The 18,996-nt window shown below is 37.0% G+C and carries 12 protein-coding genes, 3 tRNA genes, 1 other RNA gene and 1 pseudogene (1 of these 17 only partly in view); 1 reads left to right on the top strand and 16 read right to left on the bottom strand.

Annotated features, from left to right (window positions below):
• From TTE_RS00225 to TTE_RS00175, 12 genes are all read right to left on the bottom strand, one after another.
• Positions 1-1,130, bottom strand: the 5' portion of a protein-coding gene (locus TTE_RS00225; RefSeq protein ID WP_011024568.1) for an HD domain-containing phosphohydrolase. 43 nt of this gene lie to the left of the window's left edge; only the first 1,130 of its 1,173 coding nucleotides appear in the window; the start codon lies at positions 1,128-1,130; the stop codon falls past the left edge of the window.
• A gap of 143 nt (positions 1,131-1,273) precedes the next feature.
• Positions 1,274-1,873 carry a recombination mediator RecR gene (gene recR / locus TTE_RS00220; protein WP_011024567.1) on the bottom strand — a complete coding sequence of 200 codons (600 nt, stop codon included), beginning with the start codon at positions 1,871-1,873 and terminating at the stop codon, positions 1,274-1,276.
• A 9-nt stretch (positions 1,874-1,882) separates the two neighbouring features.
• Entirely contained in the window at positions 1,883-2,218 is a 336-nt protein-coding gene (locus TTE_RS00215; RefSeq protein ID WP_011024566.1) for a YbaB/EbfC family nucleoid-associated protein, read from the bottom strand.
• A gap of 60 nt (positions 2,219-2,278) precedes the next feature.
• The gene (gene dnaX, locus TTE_RS00210; RefSeq protein ID WP_011024565.1) at positions 2,279-3,835 is read right to left on the bottom strand and encodes a DNA polymerase III subunit gamma/tau; all 1,557 of its coding nucleotides are present in this window, start codon (positions 3,833-3,835) and stop codon (positions 2,279-2,281) included.
• Between the two features lie 97 nt (positions 3,836-3,932).
• The gene (locus tag TTE_RS00205) at positions 3,933-5,831 is read right to left on the bottom strand and encodes an HD domain-containing phosphohydrolase (RefSeq protein WP_011024564.1); all 1,899 of its coding nucleotides are present in this window, start codon (positions 5,829-5,831) and stop codon (positions 3,933-3,935) included.
• A gap of 155 nt (positions 5,832-5,986) precedes the next feature.
• An RNA gene (gene ffs / locus TTE_RS13380) (signal recognition particle sRNA large type) lies at positions 5,987-6,253 on the bottom strand.
• A gap of 25 nt (positions 6,254-6,278) precedes the next feature.
• Positions 6,279-6,372: transfer RNA gene (locus TTE_RS00200), tRNA-Ser, on the bottom strand.
• A 13-nt stretch (positions 6,373-6,385) separates the two neighbouring features.
• Positions 6,386-6,476, bottom strand: a tRNA-Ser gene (locus TTE_RS00195).
• A gap of 4 nt (positions 6,477-6,480) precedes the next feature.
• On the bottom strand, positions 6,481-6,927 hold the full coding sequence (locus TTE_RS00190) for a nucleoside deaminase (RefSeq protein ID WP_011024563.1): 447 nt from the start codon (positions 6,925-6,927) through the stop codon (positions 6,481-6,483).
• A gap of 67 nt (positions 6,928-6,994) precedes the next feature.
• Positions 6,995-8,317 carry a transglutaminase-like domain-containing protein gene (locus TTE_RS00185; protein ID WP_011024562.1) on the bottom strand — a complete coding sequence of 441 codons (1,323 nt, stop codon included), beginning with the start codon at positions 8,315-8,317 and terminating at the stop codon, positions 6,995-6,997.
• 16 nt (positions 8,318-8,333) lie between these two features.
• Positions 8,334-9,047, bottom strand: a complete 714-nt coding sequence (locus TTE_RS00180) for an SGNH/GDSL hydrolase family protein (protein ID WP_011024561.1) — start codon at positions 9,045-9,047, stop codon at positions 8,334-8,336.
• A 161-nt stretch (positions 9,048-9,208) separates the two neighbouring features.
• Entirely contained in the window at positions 9,209-10,612 is a 1,404-nt protein-coding gene (locus TTE_RS00175; RefSeq protein ID WP_011024560.1) for an ISLre2-like element ISTte3 family transposase, read from the bottom strand.
• A gap of 166 nt (positions 10,613-10,778) precedes the next feature.
• Here TTE_RS00175 and TTE_RS00170 point away from each other — a divergent pair, with 166 nt between their 5' ends.
• Entirely contained in the window at positions 10,779-12,476 is a 1,698-nt protein-coding gene (locus tag TTE_RS00170) for an ABC-ATPase domain-containing protein (RefSeq protein WP_011024559.1), read from the top strand.
• On the opposite strand, the gene TTE_RS00165 is transcribed toward TTE_RS00170, so the two are convergent.
• From TTE_RS00165 to TTE_RS00150, 4 genes and pseudogenes are all read right to left on the bottom strand, one after another.
• Positions 12,463-13,107: a hypothetical protein gene (locus TTE_RS00165; RefSeq protein ID WP_009609905.1), complete on the bottom strand. Its 645-nt coding sequence runs from the start codon at positions 13,105-13,107 to the stop codon at positions 12,463-12,465. The two genes, TTE_RS00170 and TTE_RS00165, sit on opposite strands and share 14 nt — an antisense overlap.
• Positions 13,108-13,194: 87 nt before the next feature.
• Complete coding sequence (locus TTE_RS00160) at positions 13,195-15,807, bottom strand: calcium-transporting P-type ATPase, PMR1-type (RefSeq protein ID WP_011024558.1); 2,613 nt, start codon at positions 15,805-15,807, stop codon at positions 13,195-13,197.
• Positions 15,808-16,048: 241 nt separating this feature from the next.
• Positions 16,049-16,125 (bottom strand) — tRNA-Arg (locus TTE_RS00155).
• A 53-nt stretch (positions 16,126-16,178) separates the two neighbouring features.
• Positions 16,179-18,916 (bottom strand): annotated as a pseudogene (locus tag TTE_RS00150) (UPF0182 family protein).
• Between the last annotated feature and the right edge of the window lie 80 nt (positions 18,917-18,996).

Below are 18,996 nucleotides of genomic sequence, written 5' to 3'. Positions count from 1 at the left end.
AACTTTCCATTTTTAACTTCTTTTTCAATAATTCTTATAGCCTCCTTGGTGCTCATTCCCTTTCTATAGGGTCTGTCCTCCGTCAAAGCTTGAAATATATCGCATACAGCAATATGCTTATCAATATCCCCCATTTCATATCCTCTCAACCCTTCAGGGTATCCACTTCCATCGAGTTTCTCGTGGTGATTTGCTGCCCATTCGGCTATTTCATCTATTCCACCGATTTCTTTTAAAATTATCTTCGTGTAATAAACGTGAGATTTCATCACCATAAATTCTTCTTCTGTAAGCTTGCCTGGTTTGTCAAGTATAGAATTAGGTACAGCTAGTTTCCCTAAATCATGCAAAAGCCCCGCAACTCTTATCTTCCTAGAAGTTTCTTCATCATAGCCTAATACTTTAGCCATTTGATAGGCCAGGTTTGAAATCCCTCTAGAATGTTCGTATGTAAAACGGCTTCTGGTATCTATAATATCTGCAAAAGCTTCTGCTATATTCTCCAATTCGTCGATTCCAATTGGAATAGTGTCTTTGGGTTCTATTTTATTTAGTATACTTTTTATGTCAAAAAACTTATAATCAAGCCAGAACTTTTCCTGCTTCATAAGTTCAAGTAATGCCTTTGAAACCAAAGGGTTAAACATTTTCCCTATATTAGTCTCTACACATTCTTTTAAATTTTCCCTTATATTGTATTCTCTCTCTTTGTGAGACAAAGAAGTGTACCTTATGTCGAACTGATCTGATATAAAAACTATCTGAGCTCCTAATGGGATTTCATCTCCTTTTAACTTAAAATGCCCACTTCCGTCGTAATTCTCATGGTGATACCTTATAATCTCTGAAAAATTCTCACCAAAAGGCAATTTTAAAACAATTTTACTGCCTCTGTCCGCATGTTTCCACCATTCCTCTGTGTAAAAATCTTCATATATATCGCCTTTGCCTATATCGTGTAAAAGAGCAGAGTAATAGACCTTCTTCTTTTTTTCCTCATCAAATCCAAGCATTTCTGAAATCCTGAGAGAAACATATGCGACTCTTCTTGCATGTCCCATGTTTTTATACTCTTGTACGTCAAGAGCCAACGAAAAAGCTGACAATAGATTATTGTAACTCAAATTCACATTTTATTCCTCCTAGCTAATAATTATTTTCATTTGATAATATTATACACTACTTTTTTAAAGCTGTATATACAATTTTCGACATTATTCTAAAAATTAATAAAAGTGCCCCTACTAGGCTCTGCCTAATAGGAGCTTCCCCATCACACCTCTCTTCTTCCCTCTAGAGCTTTTGACAAAGTCACAACATCTGTATACTCCAAATCTCCTCCCACAGGAATGCCATGAGCAATCCTTGTAACCTTTACTCCAAAGGGTTTCAGCAGTTTAGCTATATACATCGCTGTAGCTTCTCCTTCTATATCTGGATTTGTGGCAAGTATGACTTCTTTTACACTGCCATCCCTTACTCTTTCCAAAAGTTCTTTTATCCTTATATCTTCCGGTCCTACTCCCTCTATAGGTGAAATAACACCATGCAGAACATGGTACACTCCTTTGTATTCCTTGACTTTTTCCATCGCAACTACATCCATCGGATGGGACACAACACATATGGTGGAATGGTCTCTATTTTCATCACTGCATATGTCACACACTTCTTTATCAGTTATGTTAAAACAAATTTTGCAATATCTCAATTTCTCTTTCGCTTCTATAATAGCCTGAGAAAGACTTCTTACTTCGTCTAAAGGCATATTTATTATGAAAAATGCTAATCTCTGGGCCGTTTTGGGTCCTATCCCAGGCAATTTAGAAAGTTCCTCTATAAGCTTTGCCACAGAAGTAGAATAGTAACTCATCTTTCCACCTCAAAACAAACCTGGAATATTAAATCCTCCTGTTATTTTAGCCATTTCAGAAGCAATCATTTCTTCTGCATTTCTCAAAGCCTGGTTCACAGCTGCTAACACCAGGTCCTCTAAAGTCTCTACATCGTCTTTATCTACCACTTCAGGGTTTATATTTATGCTTACAAGTTCTTTCCTCCCGTTTGCTACTGCTTTTACCATTCCTCCCCCTGAAGTACCCTCCACTGTCTTCTGCATTAACTCTTCCTGCATCTTTTTTATTTCTTCTTGCATCTGTTGTGCTTGTTTGATCATATTGTTAATATTAAATCCTCCTGGAAATCCACCTTTTGCCATTTCATTACCTCCCAATTCTTTTACTCTATTTTAGAATATGTGCTTTTTGCCTCTTTTGCACTATATTATTTCTATGTCAATTCCATCCCCAAAAAATTCCTTTACCTGCTTAATTAAAAGGTCCTCTTCGCTTTTTTTTAGAGCAAACTCTATTGGAATTCTTTTCTTCACTACTTTTTCTACTACTCCTTCAATAAAGTCTTTATTCTCTGGCCTACCAAGCTGTTCCACCAAAAGAGCGTCTTCTTCGGAATACTCCACAACAATTTTGCCATCCTTTAAATGGGGAACACCCTTCTCTAGGAAAGTATAGAGCATCATCCTTTCCTTTTTGAGAATTCCCTTTACTTCAAGCCAAACTCTTCCTAAATCAATTTCCTCCCTTTCTTTTTTTGCCTCTTTTGTAGCATCAACCTTTTTTTCTAGCTCATCTTTTTCATGTGTTTTCGCACTCTCTTCTTTTGTTACCACATACCCTTTATTTATTTTTTCCTCTAGCTCTTCTATTCTAGCTATCAAGCTTCCCATATCGTAAGAAATTTCCGGCCTAATAAGTCTTAAAATCGTCAATTCAAGCAATGTAACAGGTGAAACAGCATATCTTATCTCTCTCTGCAAAGCAGTAAACTTCTCCAAAGCATTTGTCAAAAATCCTATGCTGTATTTCTGCGACTTTGCTTTTATGGTCTCTTGATCTCCGTACAAAATCTCTATTAGCTCATCTCCCCCAGTTTTGTATATAACCATATCTCTTAGCATATAAGTAAAGGACCTTAGAAAATTTCCTAAATCTATTCCATAGGACAATATTTTATCCAGTTGCTGTAAAGAAGCTACCGCATCCTTCTCGTAAATATGATCTAAAAGTGAAAAAAGCATTTCTTCATTCGCAACTCCCAATATTTCACAAACATCTTCATAGGTTATTAATCCTTCCTTGTAAGAAGCGCATTGCTCTAAAAGACTTATCGCATCTCTCATTGAACCATTTCCATAAAGAGCGATAGCTCTTATCCCGTTTTGTTCAATCTGTATACCGCTATCTTGGCAAATCCTTTCTAGATTCTGTGCAATCTGCTTTGTCGGTATCTTTTTAAAATCGAACCTCTGGCAACGCGAGAGGATAGTGTCAGGCAGTTTCTCAGGTTCAGTGGTAGCAAGAATGAAAATCACATGGCGAGGGGGCTCTTCAAGTGTTTTTAAAAGGGCGTTAAAAGCTCCTGTAGAAAGCATATGCACTTCATCTATTATATATACTTTGTACTTTGTCAGAGAAGGAGAGTAGATTACAGACTCTCTAAGTTCTCTCACGTCATTCACGCTGTTATTAGATGCAGCATCTATTTCCAAGACATCCATAGTAGTACCAGTGTTTATCGCCTGACACACCTCACAGGAATTGCAGGGCTCACCGTCTTTTGGATTTAAACAGTTTACCGCCTTTGCAAAAATTTTTGCTACACTAGTTTTCCCTGTCCCCCTTGTGCCTGTAAAAAGATATGCATGCCCTATCCTTCCCATTTTTATTTGATTCCTCAGAGTCCTCACAATGTGGTCCTGCCCCACAACTTCACTGAAACTTTTTGGCCTGTATTTCCTGTACAAAGACTGATACATACTCTAACACCCCGTTATATTAAATTGTAGCAAAAAAATTTAGACTTCGCTACACTTTTTCAAAATAAAACTCGGTCTCTTCTCAAAGACCGAGCTTTTAAGAGGCAGATTCTAAAACTTGATTTTTTATTTCTTCTAATCTGTGCCTTTCATTCATGTATATAGAAATGAACACATCCACCACTTCAGGGTGAAATTGAGTTCCTTTATTTCTCAAAACCTCATTGACAGCCTCTTCAATGCTCATACCCTTTCTGTAAGACCTGTCTGAAGTCATTGCATCGAAGGCATCAGCAACCCCCAAAATCGCGGCTTCAATAGGTATCTCTTCCCCCTTCAATCCATAAGGGTAACCTTTTCCGTCATACCTTTCATGATGCTTTGCAATAGCCTCAAGTATCTCTTTAGGCAAATCTATTGGTGCTAATATTTTTCTCGCTATCTCTGGGTGCAATTTCATAGCTTCATATTCCTGTTGAGTCAACTTTCCTTCCTTTAGAAGAATGGAATCCCTTATCCCTATCTTCCCTATATCGTGTAAAATCCCTGCAATTCTCAATTGCTCCACTTTCTCTCTGGAAAATCCCATATATTCTCCTATTAAAGCCGCATACTGAGATACCCTCATGGAATGCCCTTTTGTGTGAATATCCTTTGCCTCTATAGCATAAGCCAATGCTTCTATAGTCTTTATATAGACCTTCTTTATCTCTTCGTAAAGCTTGGAATTTTCCATTGCCAAAGAAATCGCACTGGCAACTGACCTCAATAAACTCATATTCTTCACTGTATTAGTAGAAGCCCATACAGTCAAAATCCCTTTCGTTTCACCACCAAAAACTAGTGGAACAACTACCACTGAATACACATCTTTGGCTCTAAAAATGGGCATCACCTTTTCACTGTGAGGAAATTCATCCACATCTTTTATTTTGATCTCTTTTGAAGTCACCAGCTCTTCAATATCTTTTTCAGAAAGCCTTATTTCCTCAGAGACTGGATAATCTTTTAATTCTCCACCCTTCGCTAATAGTAAGAATTTCCCTGAAGAAGGATGATATTCCCTTACAGCGCAGAGAGGAGAATTGAGTAATCCGGCAACTTTTTCTACAATAGCTTTTAACACCTCTTTCATATCGCTGCCAGATGTAATTAATCTACCCACATCGCTTATAGCCAGGATTTCGTTGTTTTTCTCTTCAATCTGCTTTTTTATGTAGTAAGTCTCTGTAATATCTCTCGAAATACCCTGAAGTCCTATAACTTCCTCATCAACTTTTAATCTCTTAACATGGGTTTCTGTCAACAGCAAAAGCCCATCTTTAGTCCTAAAACTTACCTCTGCAAATCTCACTTTGCCTTCCATCATGTTTTTTAAAGTTTCTTTTGCCTCTTCATCTACAATTTCAAGGAGACTTTTCCCAACTAACTCTTGAGGTGTATAGTTTAGATACCTAACTACTCTTGAATTCACAAACTCAATTATAAAGTTCTTATCGGTCACCCATAAAATATCCCTTATATTTTCCACCAAAAGGCGGTACTTCCTCTCTGAAAGCTCCAGTTCCCGCGTTAAAGCCTCCAGCTGTTCATAAGAAGCCTCCAGTTCCGCATTGAATTCCTGCAATTCTTCATTCTGCCTTATTAAATTATCTGTCTGCTCCTTTAACCTTTCATAAGCATAGGACAGCTGTTGAGCCATAAAATTAAAACTTTTTGAAAGTTCCTCAAATTCCTGAGAAGATTTTACATCCAATCGATAGCCAAAGTCTCCCTGACTTATCCTCTTTACCCCTTCTTCTAATTTTTCAATAGGTTCTGACAATTTTTTTGACAAAAAACTTGACAACCCCATTGAGATCAATAAAATTAAACTGCCAATAAAAATCCTTTTTTCAAAGCCCGACAAAAAATGCACAAGAGATAGAAAGTACACAAAAAATGAAACCCCAAATAGAACAACAAAAAGCTTTTTTCTGTACTCTCTTCTAAACATATTCTCCTCCATCTCTTTTCTTATGTGAAAATGCATCCCTTTATTTATTTCGGTAAAAAAAACTTGATCTTAAGCCAATTTGAGATGGAGAAGAAAAAATATTATAAGAATATTATAAGGAAAATTTTTACAGTAAATGGGCATAAATATAGGGGCCGTACACCCAGCTTCGACCTGTCCCCATAAGCGTTACGCAAGCAGTTAGCTCCACTCAAGCACCCCTGCGGCACACGGAGGTGTTTGCTTACCGCTGCTTCCTTCCGGACCTGACGGGGTTCGCAAATCTCCGTTGCGCAGGACTCAAGTATCAACGCCACTTACTTGCGCCAGGCCTTACAGAAATCAGGCCTCAGCCTGGGAATTCGACCCTGCTATAGCGGGTTGCAGGCTACAGGGCACCGCTACCTCCCCATCTAGTACGGCCCCAATTATTTTCTTAAATGTAAATGGCGGAGAGAGAGGGATTCGAACCCTCGGTACCCCTTTTTAGGGGTACACACGATTTCCAGTCGTGCACCTTCGACCACTCGGTCATCTCTCCGCGGTCTTCTAAGTGGCGGAGAGAGAGGGATTTGAACCCTCGAGGCGAAAAATTCGCCCACTCGCTTTCGAGGCGAGCGCTTTCGACCACTCAGCCATCTCTCCGCACTTACTCTCTTAAATTTTCAAAAAACTTTTTGAGAAGTTCCTTCGCTTCTTCTTCCATTATCCCAAAGTAAACTTCAGTGCTAGTCCCTAACTCTTTGTTATTCAAGATATTTATAACCGAACCAGCTGCCCCTTCTTTTGGGCTCTCTGTCCCTATATAGACTCTTTTTATTCGAGCTTCAACAATAGCACCTGCACACATGGGACAGGGTTCCAGCGTCACATACAAGCTACAATCTTCAAGCCTCCAACTCCCCAACCTTCTGCAGGCTTCTCTTATGGCAATTATTTCTGCATGAGCTGTGGCATCCTTTGACGATTCTTTTTGGTTATGTCCTCTCGCTATTATTTCCCCATCTTTCACTATGACAGCTCCAACAGGAACTTCGCCTAATTCGTAGCTTTTCTTCGCTTCTTTCAAGGCTTCTTCCATAAATTTATTTGCCATTGCTTTTCACTCTCTGCATGAATGTATTTTATCAGAGAATCTCTCTCATGTCAAGTGAACACAATCATTAATTTATGGAATTAAATTCCAAAATATTCATTTCATATGAGAAATTATAAATATTTCTATCCATTGTCTCTACTTCGCCCACTTGATTATCACAAGGGTCACTTCTCCAATGAGTCTTAGATGGAATAAAATCCTTCATAAAATCGCTATTAGCAACCATTCTAAACCCGTCCAAATTTCCAAAGTAGAAATTGCGAAGTTCTTCATTTTCCCTGTAACGTCCTCCAAAGGAGAGGTCTGCAGGCAACCAGCCGTAAGGTGGTACAAAAAACAGCGCCCAATCATGTGGAGATGTGAAGAAAGGACTTATGTACCACCCAGACTGCCATCTTGCAGGCACCCCTACAATCCTGCAGAGTGTTATAAATGAAAGCGCCTGAAAGCCACAATCCCCTTTCAAATTAGAAGCAACAAACTGAGATATATTATCATAAACGGCGTAAGGTTTAACGTAAGAATAATTTACATTTAAAGTAATCCAATCGTATATCTTTTTGGCTTTATAATATGGATTTTTCTCATCTCCCACAATTTCGTAGGCAAGCTTTTTAAGATAAGGAGTAAAAACTATGTGAGGAGGCTGTTCTTCTAGAAAAACACTGCCTTTTGCTTCTGTGATTTTTTCAGGTTCCACTCTGTTTACCCACTCTGTTATGGTATATTCAAATTCCACAAAATACTCCTCCGAGCTTTTCCCTTCGAAGTAAATCGTCCTCTGAGGAGCTTCACTGGGAGCAAGAGTATATTTTTCGTGGCTCTTTGATATAAGCTTTACATCTTTTTGCTGTAATTCTTCTTTAGGAAAAGGAAGCCAGACTCTTACTTTATCTTTTACATCTTCTTCTATTTTTAAACTTATTCGCGCTTTAACTCTATATTCCTTTGCTTTATCTCCTTTTATTAGGCTATTCAGCCTCTCATTGAGCAATTTTCTGTCTTTTTCTACGCTTTCAGACCTTGCTATCCTTTCTTTATACTCAGGAAGAGCATATCCTATATTGTAAGCATACCTTCTCTCATATTTTCTCTCTCCATTGACAACAATGTAATCAACAATTCCCTCCTCCAAAAGTTTATAAAACTCTTCCTCAGTAAAACTTTTAATAACCTCTTTACCTTTTTTAATTGCCTCTTCCTCCGTGTAAGGATAACTTGACAGAAGAACCTTTATCCTGTCTTTTTCAAAAATAAGCCTTTTCTTAAGCCATGAGGGTATATCCTTTTTGAGCCATCTGTCAATAAGCTTCAAAGCCTTATCGTAATTTCCTAAGTTCTCTTCTCTTGCAATTTCTTCCGGAAGACTGACATTCATAAATTCCATCTGACATCTCCCCCTCTTAGATTTTTAAAAGAAATGGATAATGTTTCTTCAAATATTCACCTATTTTATGAGCCATTATCTTATGCCCCTCTTCATTTGGATGAATACCGTCCTCACAAAGAAAATTTCTAAAATCTGGATAATACAAAAATGCGCTCCTTACATCTATCACAAGAGTTTTTGTTTCCTCAGCAATTACCCTTATCGCCGAATTATATCGCTCCTGCCACCAGTATATCTTTGTCACACTCCCCAGCCATCTAAGGATATTTTCCTCCACCTCCTTACTTGCCTTGCTAATCCATTTCAAATACCTATCCGCATCCAAAGGAGGTAATGTCATCAACACAGGAACAACCTCAAATTCTTTTAAAAATTCAATTATCTCTTTTAATTTTTGTATAAAAAGGTGGTAATCCGTTTTTGGGAAATGCTCCATCTCAGGATTTTTCGCTACCTGTTCCCAGTCAAAGTCACAGTCATTTCCCCCAAATTCTAAAACTACCACATCGGGTTTTTCCCTCACAAATTCTTTTTTTATCATTTCAATTCCCTTTAAAATAGTTGCTCCAAATCTAGATATATTCTTTATCGTCCCTTTTATACGCCCTTTCACAAGATTGACATAATTTCTTTCCGTTATTACGTATTTATTTTTCTCTCTGTCCAACACAACCCCCCTAGAAATTGAATCTCCTGCCAGCAAGATCGAATAGCTTTCCTTTGGCATTTCTACCACTCCAAGGAATGAAATCTCACTATCATTATACCATTTTTAGAGTGGGTTTCAAAAGTTTTTGAATTTATTTCGATAGTGTCAAGATACTGTAGGATTTTTTTAAGACAACCCCTGAAACTTAATTAATTCAGGGCTTCGTTTTATCATGTTCTTTATATAACTTGTGCATATTTTAATGCTCTTAAAACCCTATATATTGGCGTTACTTTCCCTATATTCAAAACCGTAATATTGTTTATTTTTTCATTTGTAGACGTTTTAACTCTCCTTACTGCCTCTTTTATTTGCTTCTCTGTTAATTTGTAACTTCCTGCATTTATATTCTTTTTCTTGCCCCACTCTACTTCTCTTAAGTCTCCTCCATTCTTGCTAAATACCCTTAATTTCGCCATTAACTTTAATCCTTCTCTGCTCCACCCTAATGGATTCCTGCTAAGTCTTGCAGAAAATACATGGCTTATATGCCCTTCTGCACTGCACCCTATTACATCTTCGTCTTCACTGTATATCTTTATCCCTTCCCAATTGTTTAGTATGTATCTCTTCGCTTCCTTTATCTTTTCTTTTTCTTTCTCTTCTTTTGCTATCTTTATTAACTCACCAAATATTTTCTTCACTCCTTCTTTATCCCCTTCATTTATTGCTCTCCATATCTTATCCCTATACTTTGGCTCTTTTGATGTTGCTTTTAATACGTATTTGTTTAAATGATATCTGTCTAACACAAACCTTGATTTTACTATCCATTCTAATCCCTCTTTTATCCATGGTGCTCCATCTCCTGCTATGTATATCTTCTCTATCTTCTCTTCCTTGTAATTTTCTTCTATGTAATTCGCTACATCTATCCATATGTCTTCTGCTTTCTCTCCTACGTATGCCTTGTAATACACATTCTTCAGTACGTTCCTTCCGTTTTTCTCTTCCCTACCTTCATGTATGTATATCAATCGCGGTGTTTCACTGCTGCCATCTTGTAAAGGTACATGGTCTTCATCTGCTTCTATGTATAAAACCCTTACTTCCTTCTTCTCTTTTATTTCTCTCTTCACCTCTACTTCTCCTATTTCCCTTATTGCGTTTAATACCGTCTGTTTACTTATTTTCTCTGGACATGCTTTCTCGCTACTTTTCTCGTATGATTCTTCTATCGCATTTTCTACTAACTTTATTTTTACTCCCTTTTCTATCCTCTCGTGCCGTCCTATCTCTAATGCATCATCCACTAAATATGTATATCTACCATCCTCCCTTGATTTGTAATATGTCCTCTCATATTCAATATCCCCAAGGACTGTCGTTAATCTCTTTTTATCTTTCCTCTCTACTACCCATTTTTCTTTCCTTCTCTTGTCTTCTTTTATTATCCTATCTAACTCCTCAATAATTGCTTCTATTGCCTCTCTACCTAGTTTGTCCGTAAGTTCTTTTATCCTTGCTACAAGCTCTGTAATATTCATTCCATTCTTTAATAAATCCTCAAAAACATTCATCATTTCCCTAGTGAAATTTAGAGCATTTTGTAGTATAATATCCTCAAAAATATGTTTTTTCACAAGAGACACCCCTTTCGTGTTTTTTGTTTTCCACAATCTATTTTATCACAGGGGTTGTCTCTTGTTTTTTCACTTTAAAAATCCTACGATAATTTTACACTATGATTTATTTCTAAAAAGTATTAAACTAAATACTAGAGCATTTTCACAGAAGGAGTTGGGGAAGATGACAAAGGAGCAATTGAAAAAAATAATAGATAAAATTGATGGAAAAGGGTATAAAGCTTATAAAGAAATAGAAGGAGAATACGAGTTTGAAAAATTTACACTTTACATAGATTATGTCCAACCAGACCCTTTTGCTCCACCTTCAAGGATTAGAGTCCGGGTCCCCCTGAGTATATCAGGCTTTGAAAAAGAACTCTTCAGCAACTCTTCTAGGCAGGTAGCGCTGGAAGATTTTTTAACAAGGTCAGTAGCCCAGGTGATAGAAAAGCTGCCTTCAATAAAAGGAACGGGTCATAGCGGTAATATATACATAGATAAAGGGGGACAGGAGATATTAAAAAGAAGCGCAATGGTAGTAACAGAAAATTACATAGAAGCAAGGATGAATGTTGGCCTTCCTGCTTTTGGAAGAAAAATAAATGGAAGAGGAGCTTTGACACAACTTTTAGACTTCATACCTCAAATTGTGGAAAAAGGCCTTTTAAAGAAAAATTTAAATGTAGATAAAATATGGCTTTGGGTCACTACTGTAGAAGACCAGGACTATCTAAGAAATCTTCTTAAAGAATTGGGACTTGTGGCTTTTGTCGCTGACGGGTCAATACTTCCAAGGGAAAGCGGCGTAAGCGACAAACCTTTGAAGGGTAAAAACGTAGTGCCTTTCAAATCCCCTGAAAGCCTAAGAGTCAAGGTAACTCTCCCAAATAGAGGAGAAATAACTGGAATGGGCATCCCTCAAGGAGTCACTCTTATTGTCGGCGGAGGGTACCACGGAAAATCTACTCTTCTTAAAGCCTTAGAAAGAGGAGTCTACAATCACATTCCGGGGGATGGAAGGGAATTTGTAATAACTGTAGAAGACGCCGTAAAAATAAGGGCAGAAGATGGAAGACGGGTAGAAAAAGTGGATATAAGCGCTTTTATAAAAAACTTGCCTAACGGCGAGGACACCACCTCTTTTTCTACAGAAAATGCTAGCGGCAGTACTTCTCAAGCAGCAAACATAATTGAAGCTATTGAGATAGGTACCAGCCTTCTCCTTCTAGATGAGGATACATCTGCTACAAATTTCATGATAAGGGATGCCAGAATGCAAAAATTAATTGCCAAAGATGAAGAGCCCATTACACCTTTTATAGATAGGGTAAGGCAACTTTATGAGCAGAATGGAATATCTACCATCTTGGTGATGGGCGGCAGTGGAGATTATTTCGATGTAGCAGACTGCGTCATAAAAATGCACAATTACAGGCCTTTTGACGTAACTGAAGAAGCTAAGAAAATTGCACAAGAAATAAAGACAGAAAGAAAAATAGAGTCTGAAGACATTCCTATTGCTGTGAAAGATCGAATACCTCTCAAAGAAGGGCTTAGAGCAAAGGGGAAAAAAGTAAAATCCAAAGACAAAGAAACTATACGCCTTGGATATGAAGAAATTGAACTTGATTATGTTGAACAAATTGTAGATAAGAGCCAGACTAATGCTATAGCAGAAATAATACGATACATGGAAAAATACATAGATGAGAGAAAAAGTTTGAAAGAAATTTTAAAGGCGGTATTCAAGGATATAAACGAAAAAGGCCTGGAAATAGTCTCCCCATTTTATGGGAAGCACCCAGGCAATTTAGCTCTACCTCGAATCCAAGAAGTAGCAGCAGCCATCAACAGGTTAAGAAGCTTTAAAGTGAAATGAGGTTTACTACAAACTGCAGATTGTCCAATTTAAATAGAGAAAAATTATCCCAAAAAATACAGCTTCCACAGACTATAAGCTTACTTCCAGAATCAAAACTTTTCTGTGCTATCAATACGGGAGAAGTCCCATTGCTATCTGTAAAGCTGGTACTTCTCCCTTTTAACACTACTTCTACTCTGTCCCTAATTTCTATAGGAGCTGCATAAGGAAAGACTATTTCCTTTACTCCTTCAGAATAAAGGAAAATCTGGTCAGTAGTTATTATGAAAGGGTCTTCTTCCAGATAAAACTCCTTTTCTTTTACGCCTTCCGGAAGTATGTATATTCCGTAATCTTTCGTAACCCCATTGCAAATTTCTGAAACTTCATCTTTATTTCTAAAGTGGGAAGCAAAGATTATTTTCTTCTTCCCACTTTCTAGGGCTTTTTTTATAATCATCTTCTCTTTCTCATCAAAAGGGTCTTCTGGATAGTTAAATATCACTACATCGTATTGAAACAATTTCTCAAAATCCCCTACTTCTTCTACTACTATCCCTCTTTTTAAAAGTTCTCTGTGGAGGCCTGAAAAGTAATACCCGTCTGAGAGCAAAAACTCACTGTGGGTCGCACTCCATGCCACCTTCATCGCAAATTCACCCAGGCCCTATTTTTAATTAAAATTCAGCTCTCCCCTATTATACTCACTCAATTTAATTTTGTCTAGCATAAAAAGTTAATTCGCTTTTTTGAAAAATTTGACCACTTCCATTACTAAAAGAGGTAAAATTGCCATTGCAATAATTATATCCCAATCATAAACATTAATATTTTTAAGTCCAAATACTGCGTTTAAAGGAGTTACAATTAGAATAACCTGTAACAAAATCGCCACTATCAAAGCAAAAATCATGTATTTGTTTGTAAACAATCCTATCTTAAAAATGGACTTGTCTGACCTTACATTTAAAGCTTGAGCAAGCTGCGATAAAGTCAGCACCGCAAAAGCCATAGTCCTTGCAGTTTCTATATTTTGTTTAAGTCCTATTACAAAAGCAATTAATGTAACCAATCCAATTAACATACCTTCAAAAAGTATTCTATAAGCTAACCCTCCTGCAAAAATACTTTCTCCTTTTGGTCTGGGCTTCTTCTCCATTATATCTCTTTCCGGCGGTTCAAATCCAAGAGCAAGTGCCGGAAGACTATCAGTTATGAGATTCACCCACAGTATATGAACAGGCTTTAAAGGCATTGGCATTCCTAATATTGTAGCAATAAACAGTGTGACTATTTCACCAAAATTACAGCTTAATAAATAGTGAATAGCTTTCTTTATATTTGCAAATATAGTTCTACCCTCTTCTACTGCTGCAACGATTGTTGCAAAATTGTCATCTGTTAAAACCATATCTGCTGCTTCTTTTGCAACATCAGTACCAGTTATACCCATTGCGACTCCAATATCTGCTTGTTTGAGGGCAGGTGCGTCATTCACACCATCACCTGTCATTGCCACAACAGCACCTCTTTTTTGCCACGCTTTTACAATTCTCATTTTGTGCTCAGGAGATACCCTTGCAAAAACAGATATTCTTTTTATCCTTTCTGCCAACTCGTCATCAGAAATTCTGTCAAGGTCTTCACCTGTTACTGCTTCATCATTATCCTCAAGAATTCCAAGCTCTCTTGCTATCGCAGAAGCCGTTATCTTATGGTCACCTGTTATCATAACAGGTTTTATTCCTGCTTTTTTGCATATCTCAACTGAATGTTTGGCTTCCCTTCGCGGTGGATCTATCATACCTATAAGCCCTATAAATATCAAATCTTTTTCCATTTCATCGCTACTCAAATTTTCAGGTATTTCTTTTATATCTTTATACGCAACTGCAATAACTCTTAAAGCCTCTCCTCCCATTTCTTCGTTGATAGAACTTAGCTTATTTTTTTCTATTTCATCAAAGGGTAAAATCTTATTTTCTTTCAAAATATATTTACACCTTTTTATGATATTATCAGGCGCTCCCTTGGTAATTAATCTAAAACCTTCTTTATCCACCATATGTATTGTTGACATCATTTTTCTATCTGAATCAAAAGGTATTTCTGCAACTCTTGGAAATTCTTTTTCTATATCGGCTTTTTTTAAGCCTACCAAATCATTTATCGCAGCAACAATCGCAACTTCCGTAGGATCGCCAATCCCTTTTCCTTCCTCATCTATAAAAGCATCAGTACATAATGCAGCATTCTTTAAAAGGAAATAATCTTCTTGTTTTACTTCATCTTTTTGGGCATTCACTTTTCTATCATTAACATAAAACTTCACAACAGTCATCTTATTCTGTGTAAGGGTTCCTGTTTTGTCAGAACAAATAACACTTGTACTGCCAAGCGTTTCTACAGCCGGAAGTTTTCTTATTATCGCATTTTTCTTGCTCATCTTCTGCACACCAAGAGCAAGGGTAATAGTTATAATGGCAGGAAGCCCCTCAGGAATCGCAGCAACAGCAAGACTAACAGCCGTCATAAACATGTCAAATATTGGCCTTTTTTGAAGCACTCCTACTCCAAACATTATTCCACTTATAAGGATGGCAGCTGTCCCCAAATATTTACCCAGTTCTTCAAGCTTTAATTGAAGAGGTGTTTTAACGTCCCTTTCATTTTCTATTAAGCTGGCTACTTTTCCCATTTCGGTATCCATGCCCGTAGCAGTTACAATAAATTTTCCTCTACCGTAAGTAACAGTAGTTCCCATGTAAACTAAATTAAATCTATCACCCAAAGGTATATCCTCTTTTTCTATTACTGTATCAACTTTTTCAACAGGTACTGACTCACCAGTCAATACTGATTCATCTACTTTAAGATTTTTAGCCTCTACCAATCTCCCATCTGCAGGTATGATATTCCCTGCCTCTATTAACACTACATCTCCTACTACAAGAGATGATGCTTCAACTTCCATTACTTTTCCATCTCTTATTACTTTTGCAAGAGGCTGAGACAATTTCTTAAGAGCTTCAAGCGATTTCTCAGCTTTATTTTCCTGAACCGTTCCCAACAACGCATTTAAAATTACAATAGCTAATATTATACTCGCATCCGTTGTCTCTCCGAGAAAGAAAGATATAATAGAAGCAACTATAAGGATCAGGACCATATAATCTTTAAACTGTTCCATAAATAAAGAGAATATGGATTTTCTTTCCTTTTCTCTCAAAATGTTCTTGCCGTGTTTTAACAATCTCTCATTGACTTGCTCTTGCGTCAACCCATACACATCATCAGTTTCTAATTCTTTTTTTATTTCTTCTATTGGCATATTCCAATACTTCTTCATTAGCACCCCTCCTTACAGAAATTTTGCAAAATGAAAAAGACCTTTACTTTGTAGTATTCCACAAAGTAAAGGTCTCACTCGCATTATCTGCTCAATCAGCCGGGCAAAAAGCCGTCATGACGACTGATTGATTTAGAGTTACTCCCCTTTACCGAGAAAAGAAAATTATACTTTTGTCCTCCACAAAATTGGAAACTAAAATTGCATTAAAATCGCATCACTATGAAAGCATTGATTTTACTGGTGCGCCCGGAGGGACTCGAACCCCCAGCCTTCTGATCCGTAGTCAGGCGCTCTATCCAATTGAGCTACGGGCGCAATCATTTTTGCTATCAATATAATAGCATATTTCGCTTCAGTTTTCAATCTTTTTAATCTTTTACCCCTTCTTTGAGAAGCTTCAAAATCTCTTTGAGTTCCTCCATGTACTTTCCAAAAGAAGCCCAATCTCCTTTTTTCACAGCTTCCACAGCTTTTTCATAAGTATCATGAGCTTTTATTATCAACTCCCTTTGCCCCTCTGCCGATCCTTTCGTCTCTTCTTGAGTTTTCTCAATAATTTCAGGAGCTGTAGCATTTCCTAAAAACACCTTCTTAAGCGATTCTTCTAAAGTGGGCTCCATGGCTATCTGGTCCTTGTAAGCTACAATGACCCTCTTTACCTCAGGGAGAGCATTTTGATTTTGCGATTGTATATAAAGTGGTTCAACGTAAAGTATAGAATCATCTATTGGAATTACCAGCAAATTTCCCCTGCTTACAGTAGACCCTTGCTGATTCCACAGACTTAACTCTTTTGAAATATTTGGATCCTGATCTATCATGTTCTCTATTTGTAAAGGCCCATATACAATAGTGTTCTTGGGAAATTTATATACTAACAGTTTACCATAATTGTCTTTGTCCATCCTTGCAGCCATCCATGCCACCATGTTGGCTTTAGTTGAAGGAGTATAAGGTATCATCAGTATAAATTCTTCCTTTTGCTCTCCAGGAAGTCTCATTATCATGTACTGAGATTCCTGATATTGTACCTCATTATCAAACTTCTCCTTCGCAATATCCCACGCATCTTCTTTATTATAAAATACCTGTGGGTCTGTCATGTGGTAAGTTTTATAACTTCTGTCTGTATATCGAACAAAAATTGAGGATATCTTATGTGCTGGCGAATTCCTGCCGGCATTTTTTCAATGTCTTTAAAAAGCCCAGGAAAAATCTTTTTATATGCCTGGATGAGGGGATCTTTTTCATCTGCGATATAAAAATCCACCTCTCCGTTATAAGCATCCACCACAACCTTCACAGAATTTCTAATGTAATTAATTCCTACATTACCATAAGGCTGTGAATAAGGAAAGTTTGTAGAATAAGTGTAAGCGTCTATTATCCAGTAGAGCTTTCCATCACTTACCACTATATACGGGTCATCGTCATACAAAAGGAAAGGAGCTATCTTGTTCGCTCTCTCTAGGATGTTGCGATGAATTAAAATTTTGCTATCTTTCGTTATATCAGCAGATAAAAGAATCCTCGCTTCCTTTTCATAAAGAGCAAAAAGGATTCTATTAGGGAAAGTCATCGGAATACCTGTTGTCCCCTTGTAATTTGTCTGGATGTTTTTATCTCCAGAAGGATAATCAAATTCTCCTGTTTTAGTGTTCACAATCACGTAATCATTAGTGAGCTCCCCAAAATAAATCTGGGGTCTGTCTATTCTTATATCAGTAGAAGTAGTAGGTGGAATATCTTTTACTATCATCTCTGGCTGCCCTGTGGGGGTAACATCATTCACCAGAGACATAACCACTCCATAGCCATGGGTGTATTTAAGGTGCAGGTTTATCCATGTCTTAGCCTGTGGTGATAGATTTTCTTGGTCTATTTCTCTGGCTGCTATAAATACCTGTTTGTACTTCCCATTTATTGTGTATCTATCTATGTCTATGTCATTAAACTTATAATAAAGCCTTAAAGCCTGTAATTGGTTATAAGCCTGTTTTACAGGGCGATAATCGTTAATCATTATATTGTCTATAGTATCCCTATTTTTCTGGAGCACTTCCCACGTAAGTTCTTTTTTCGACGGATAGTCCTTCTCCTCCACTTTATCCAGTCCAAAGCCCTTTCTCGTGTACTCTATGTTATAACTTATATACCTGCTTTCCTTGTCAAGCTCATTTGGAGACACTATTAAATTCTGTACAGCTGTTTCTGTTAAAGCCATCACAAGAGAAAATAAAGGCAATAAGAGCACAGAAATTATGGCGTATTTTAAATTTTTCTTCATCAAAAATACGAATACTAAAAAAGCCACAACAACAGAGAGGGCAGAGAGGATGTAGTAAAATGTCAAAGTTACGTGGACATCTGTGTATGTTGCTCCAAACACTCTCCCTTTTGTAGAATACAAAATCTGAAATCTAGCAAAATAATATCCAACCGCTAGAAGCAAGAAAAAAAACGCAGCAAGAGGAGCTATTTCTCTAAAAGCCTTCTCTAGAATTTCCTTATTGTATATCGCCCTGAACAAATTGCCATCTCTTTCAGATATTTCATAAAATCTGGTTTTATCTGAAAGGTACATGAGAACATACGCTACAACAGTAGCAGATATTACTAGAATTAAAACAACCATCAAAAGACGGTAAATGTCGTAAACAAATGGCAATCTAAATACATAAAAGCCCACGTCTTTTTTGAAAATGGGGTCAGAATAATTAAAACTGACAGCATTTTTAAAGAAAAGCCAGTCATTCCACCAGCTCAAAGCTGCATATAAACTTACAAGAAAGCTTACAAAAAGAGAGGTGTAAACACCTATTTTTTTATATTTACCTGCACTTCTTTTCACAACAATATCCTGAGCAAAATTCACATAGTCATTGACTACTTTTACAGAATAAAAATACAAGAAAACAAAAATGATTAAAAAAACAGGTAAAGCTAGCTCTAGCTGAGCTAAAAATTTCCTAAAATATACAGTGAGATAATTAAGGTCAGAAAACCATTGCAAGTCGACTATAAAGTTTATTATTTCTTTTCCCACAGAAATAACCAATAAAATCAAAAAAGCCGCCAGCAAAAGTGTTATATTAGGCTTTTTCAAATCTAGCACCCCTTTTGACAGTTTCTTTTATAATTATAGCACACTTTTATAAATTACCGATAAGGGAATACTTTGCGAAA

This window comes from Caldanaerobacter subterraneus subsp. tengcongensis MB4 (assembly GCF_000007085.1).
In the GTDB taxonomy this organism is placed as follows: Bacteria; Bacillota; Thermoanaerobacteria; order Thermoanaerobacterales; family Thermoanaerobacteraceae; genus Thermoanaerobacter; species Thermoanaerobacter subterraneus.
The sequence above is the reverse complement of the archived record's forward strand: the minus strand, read 5'-3'. Positions and strand labels throughout refer to the sequence as shown.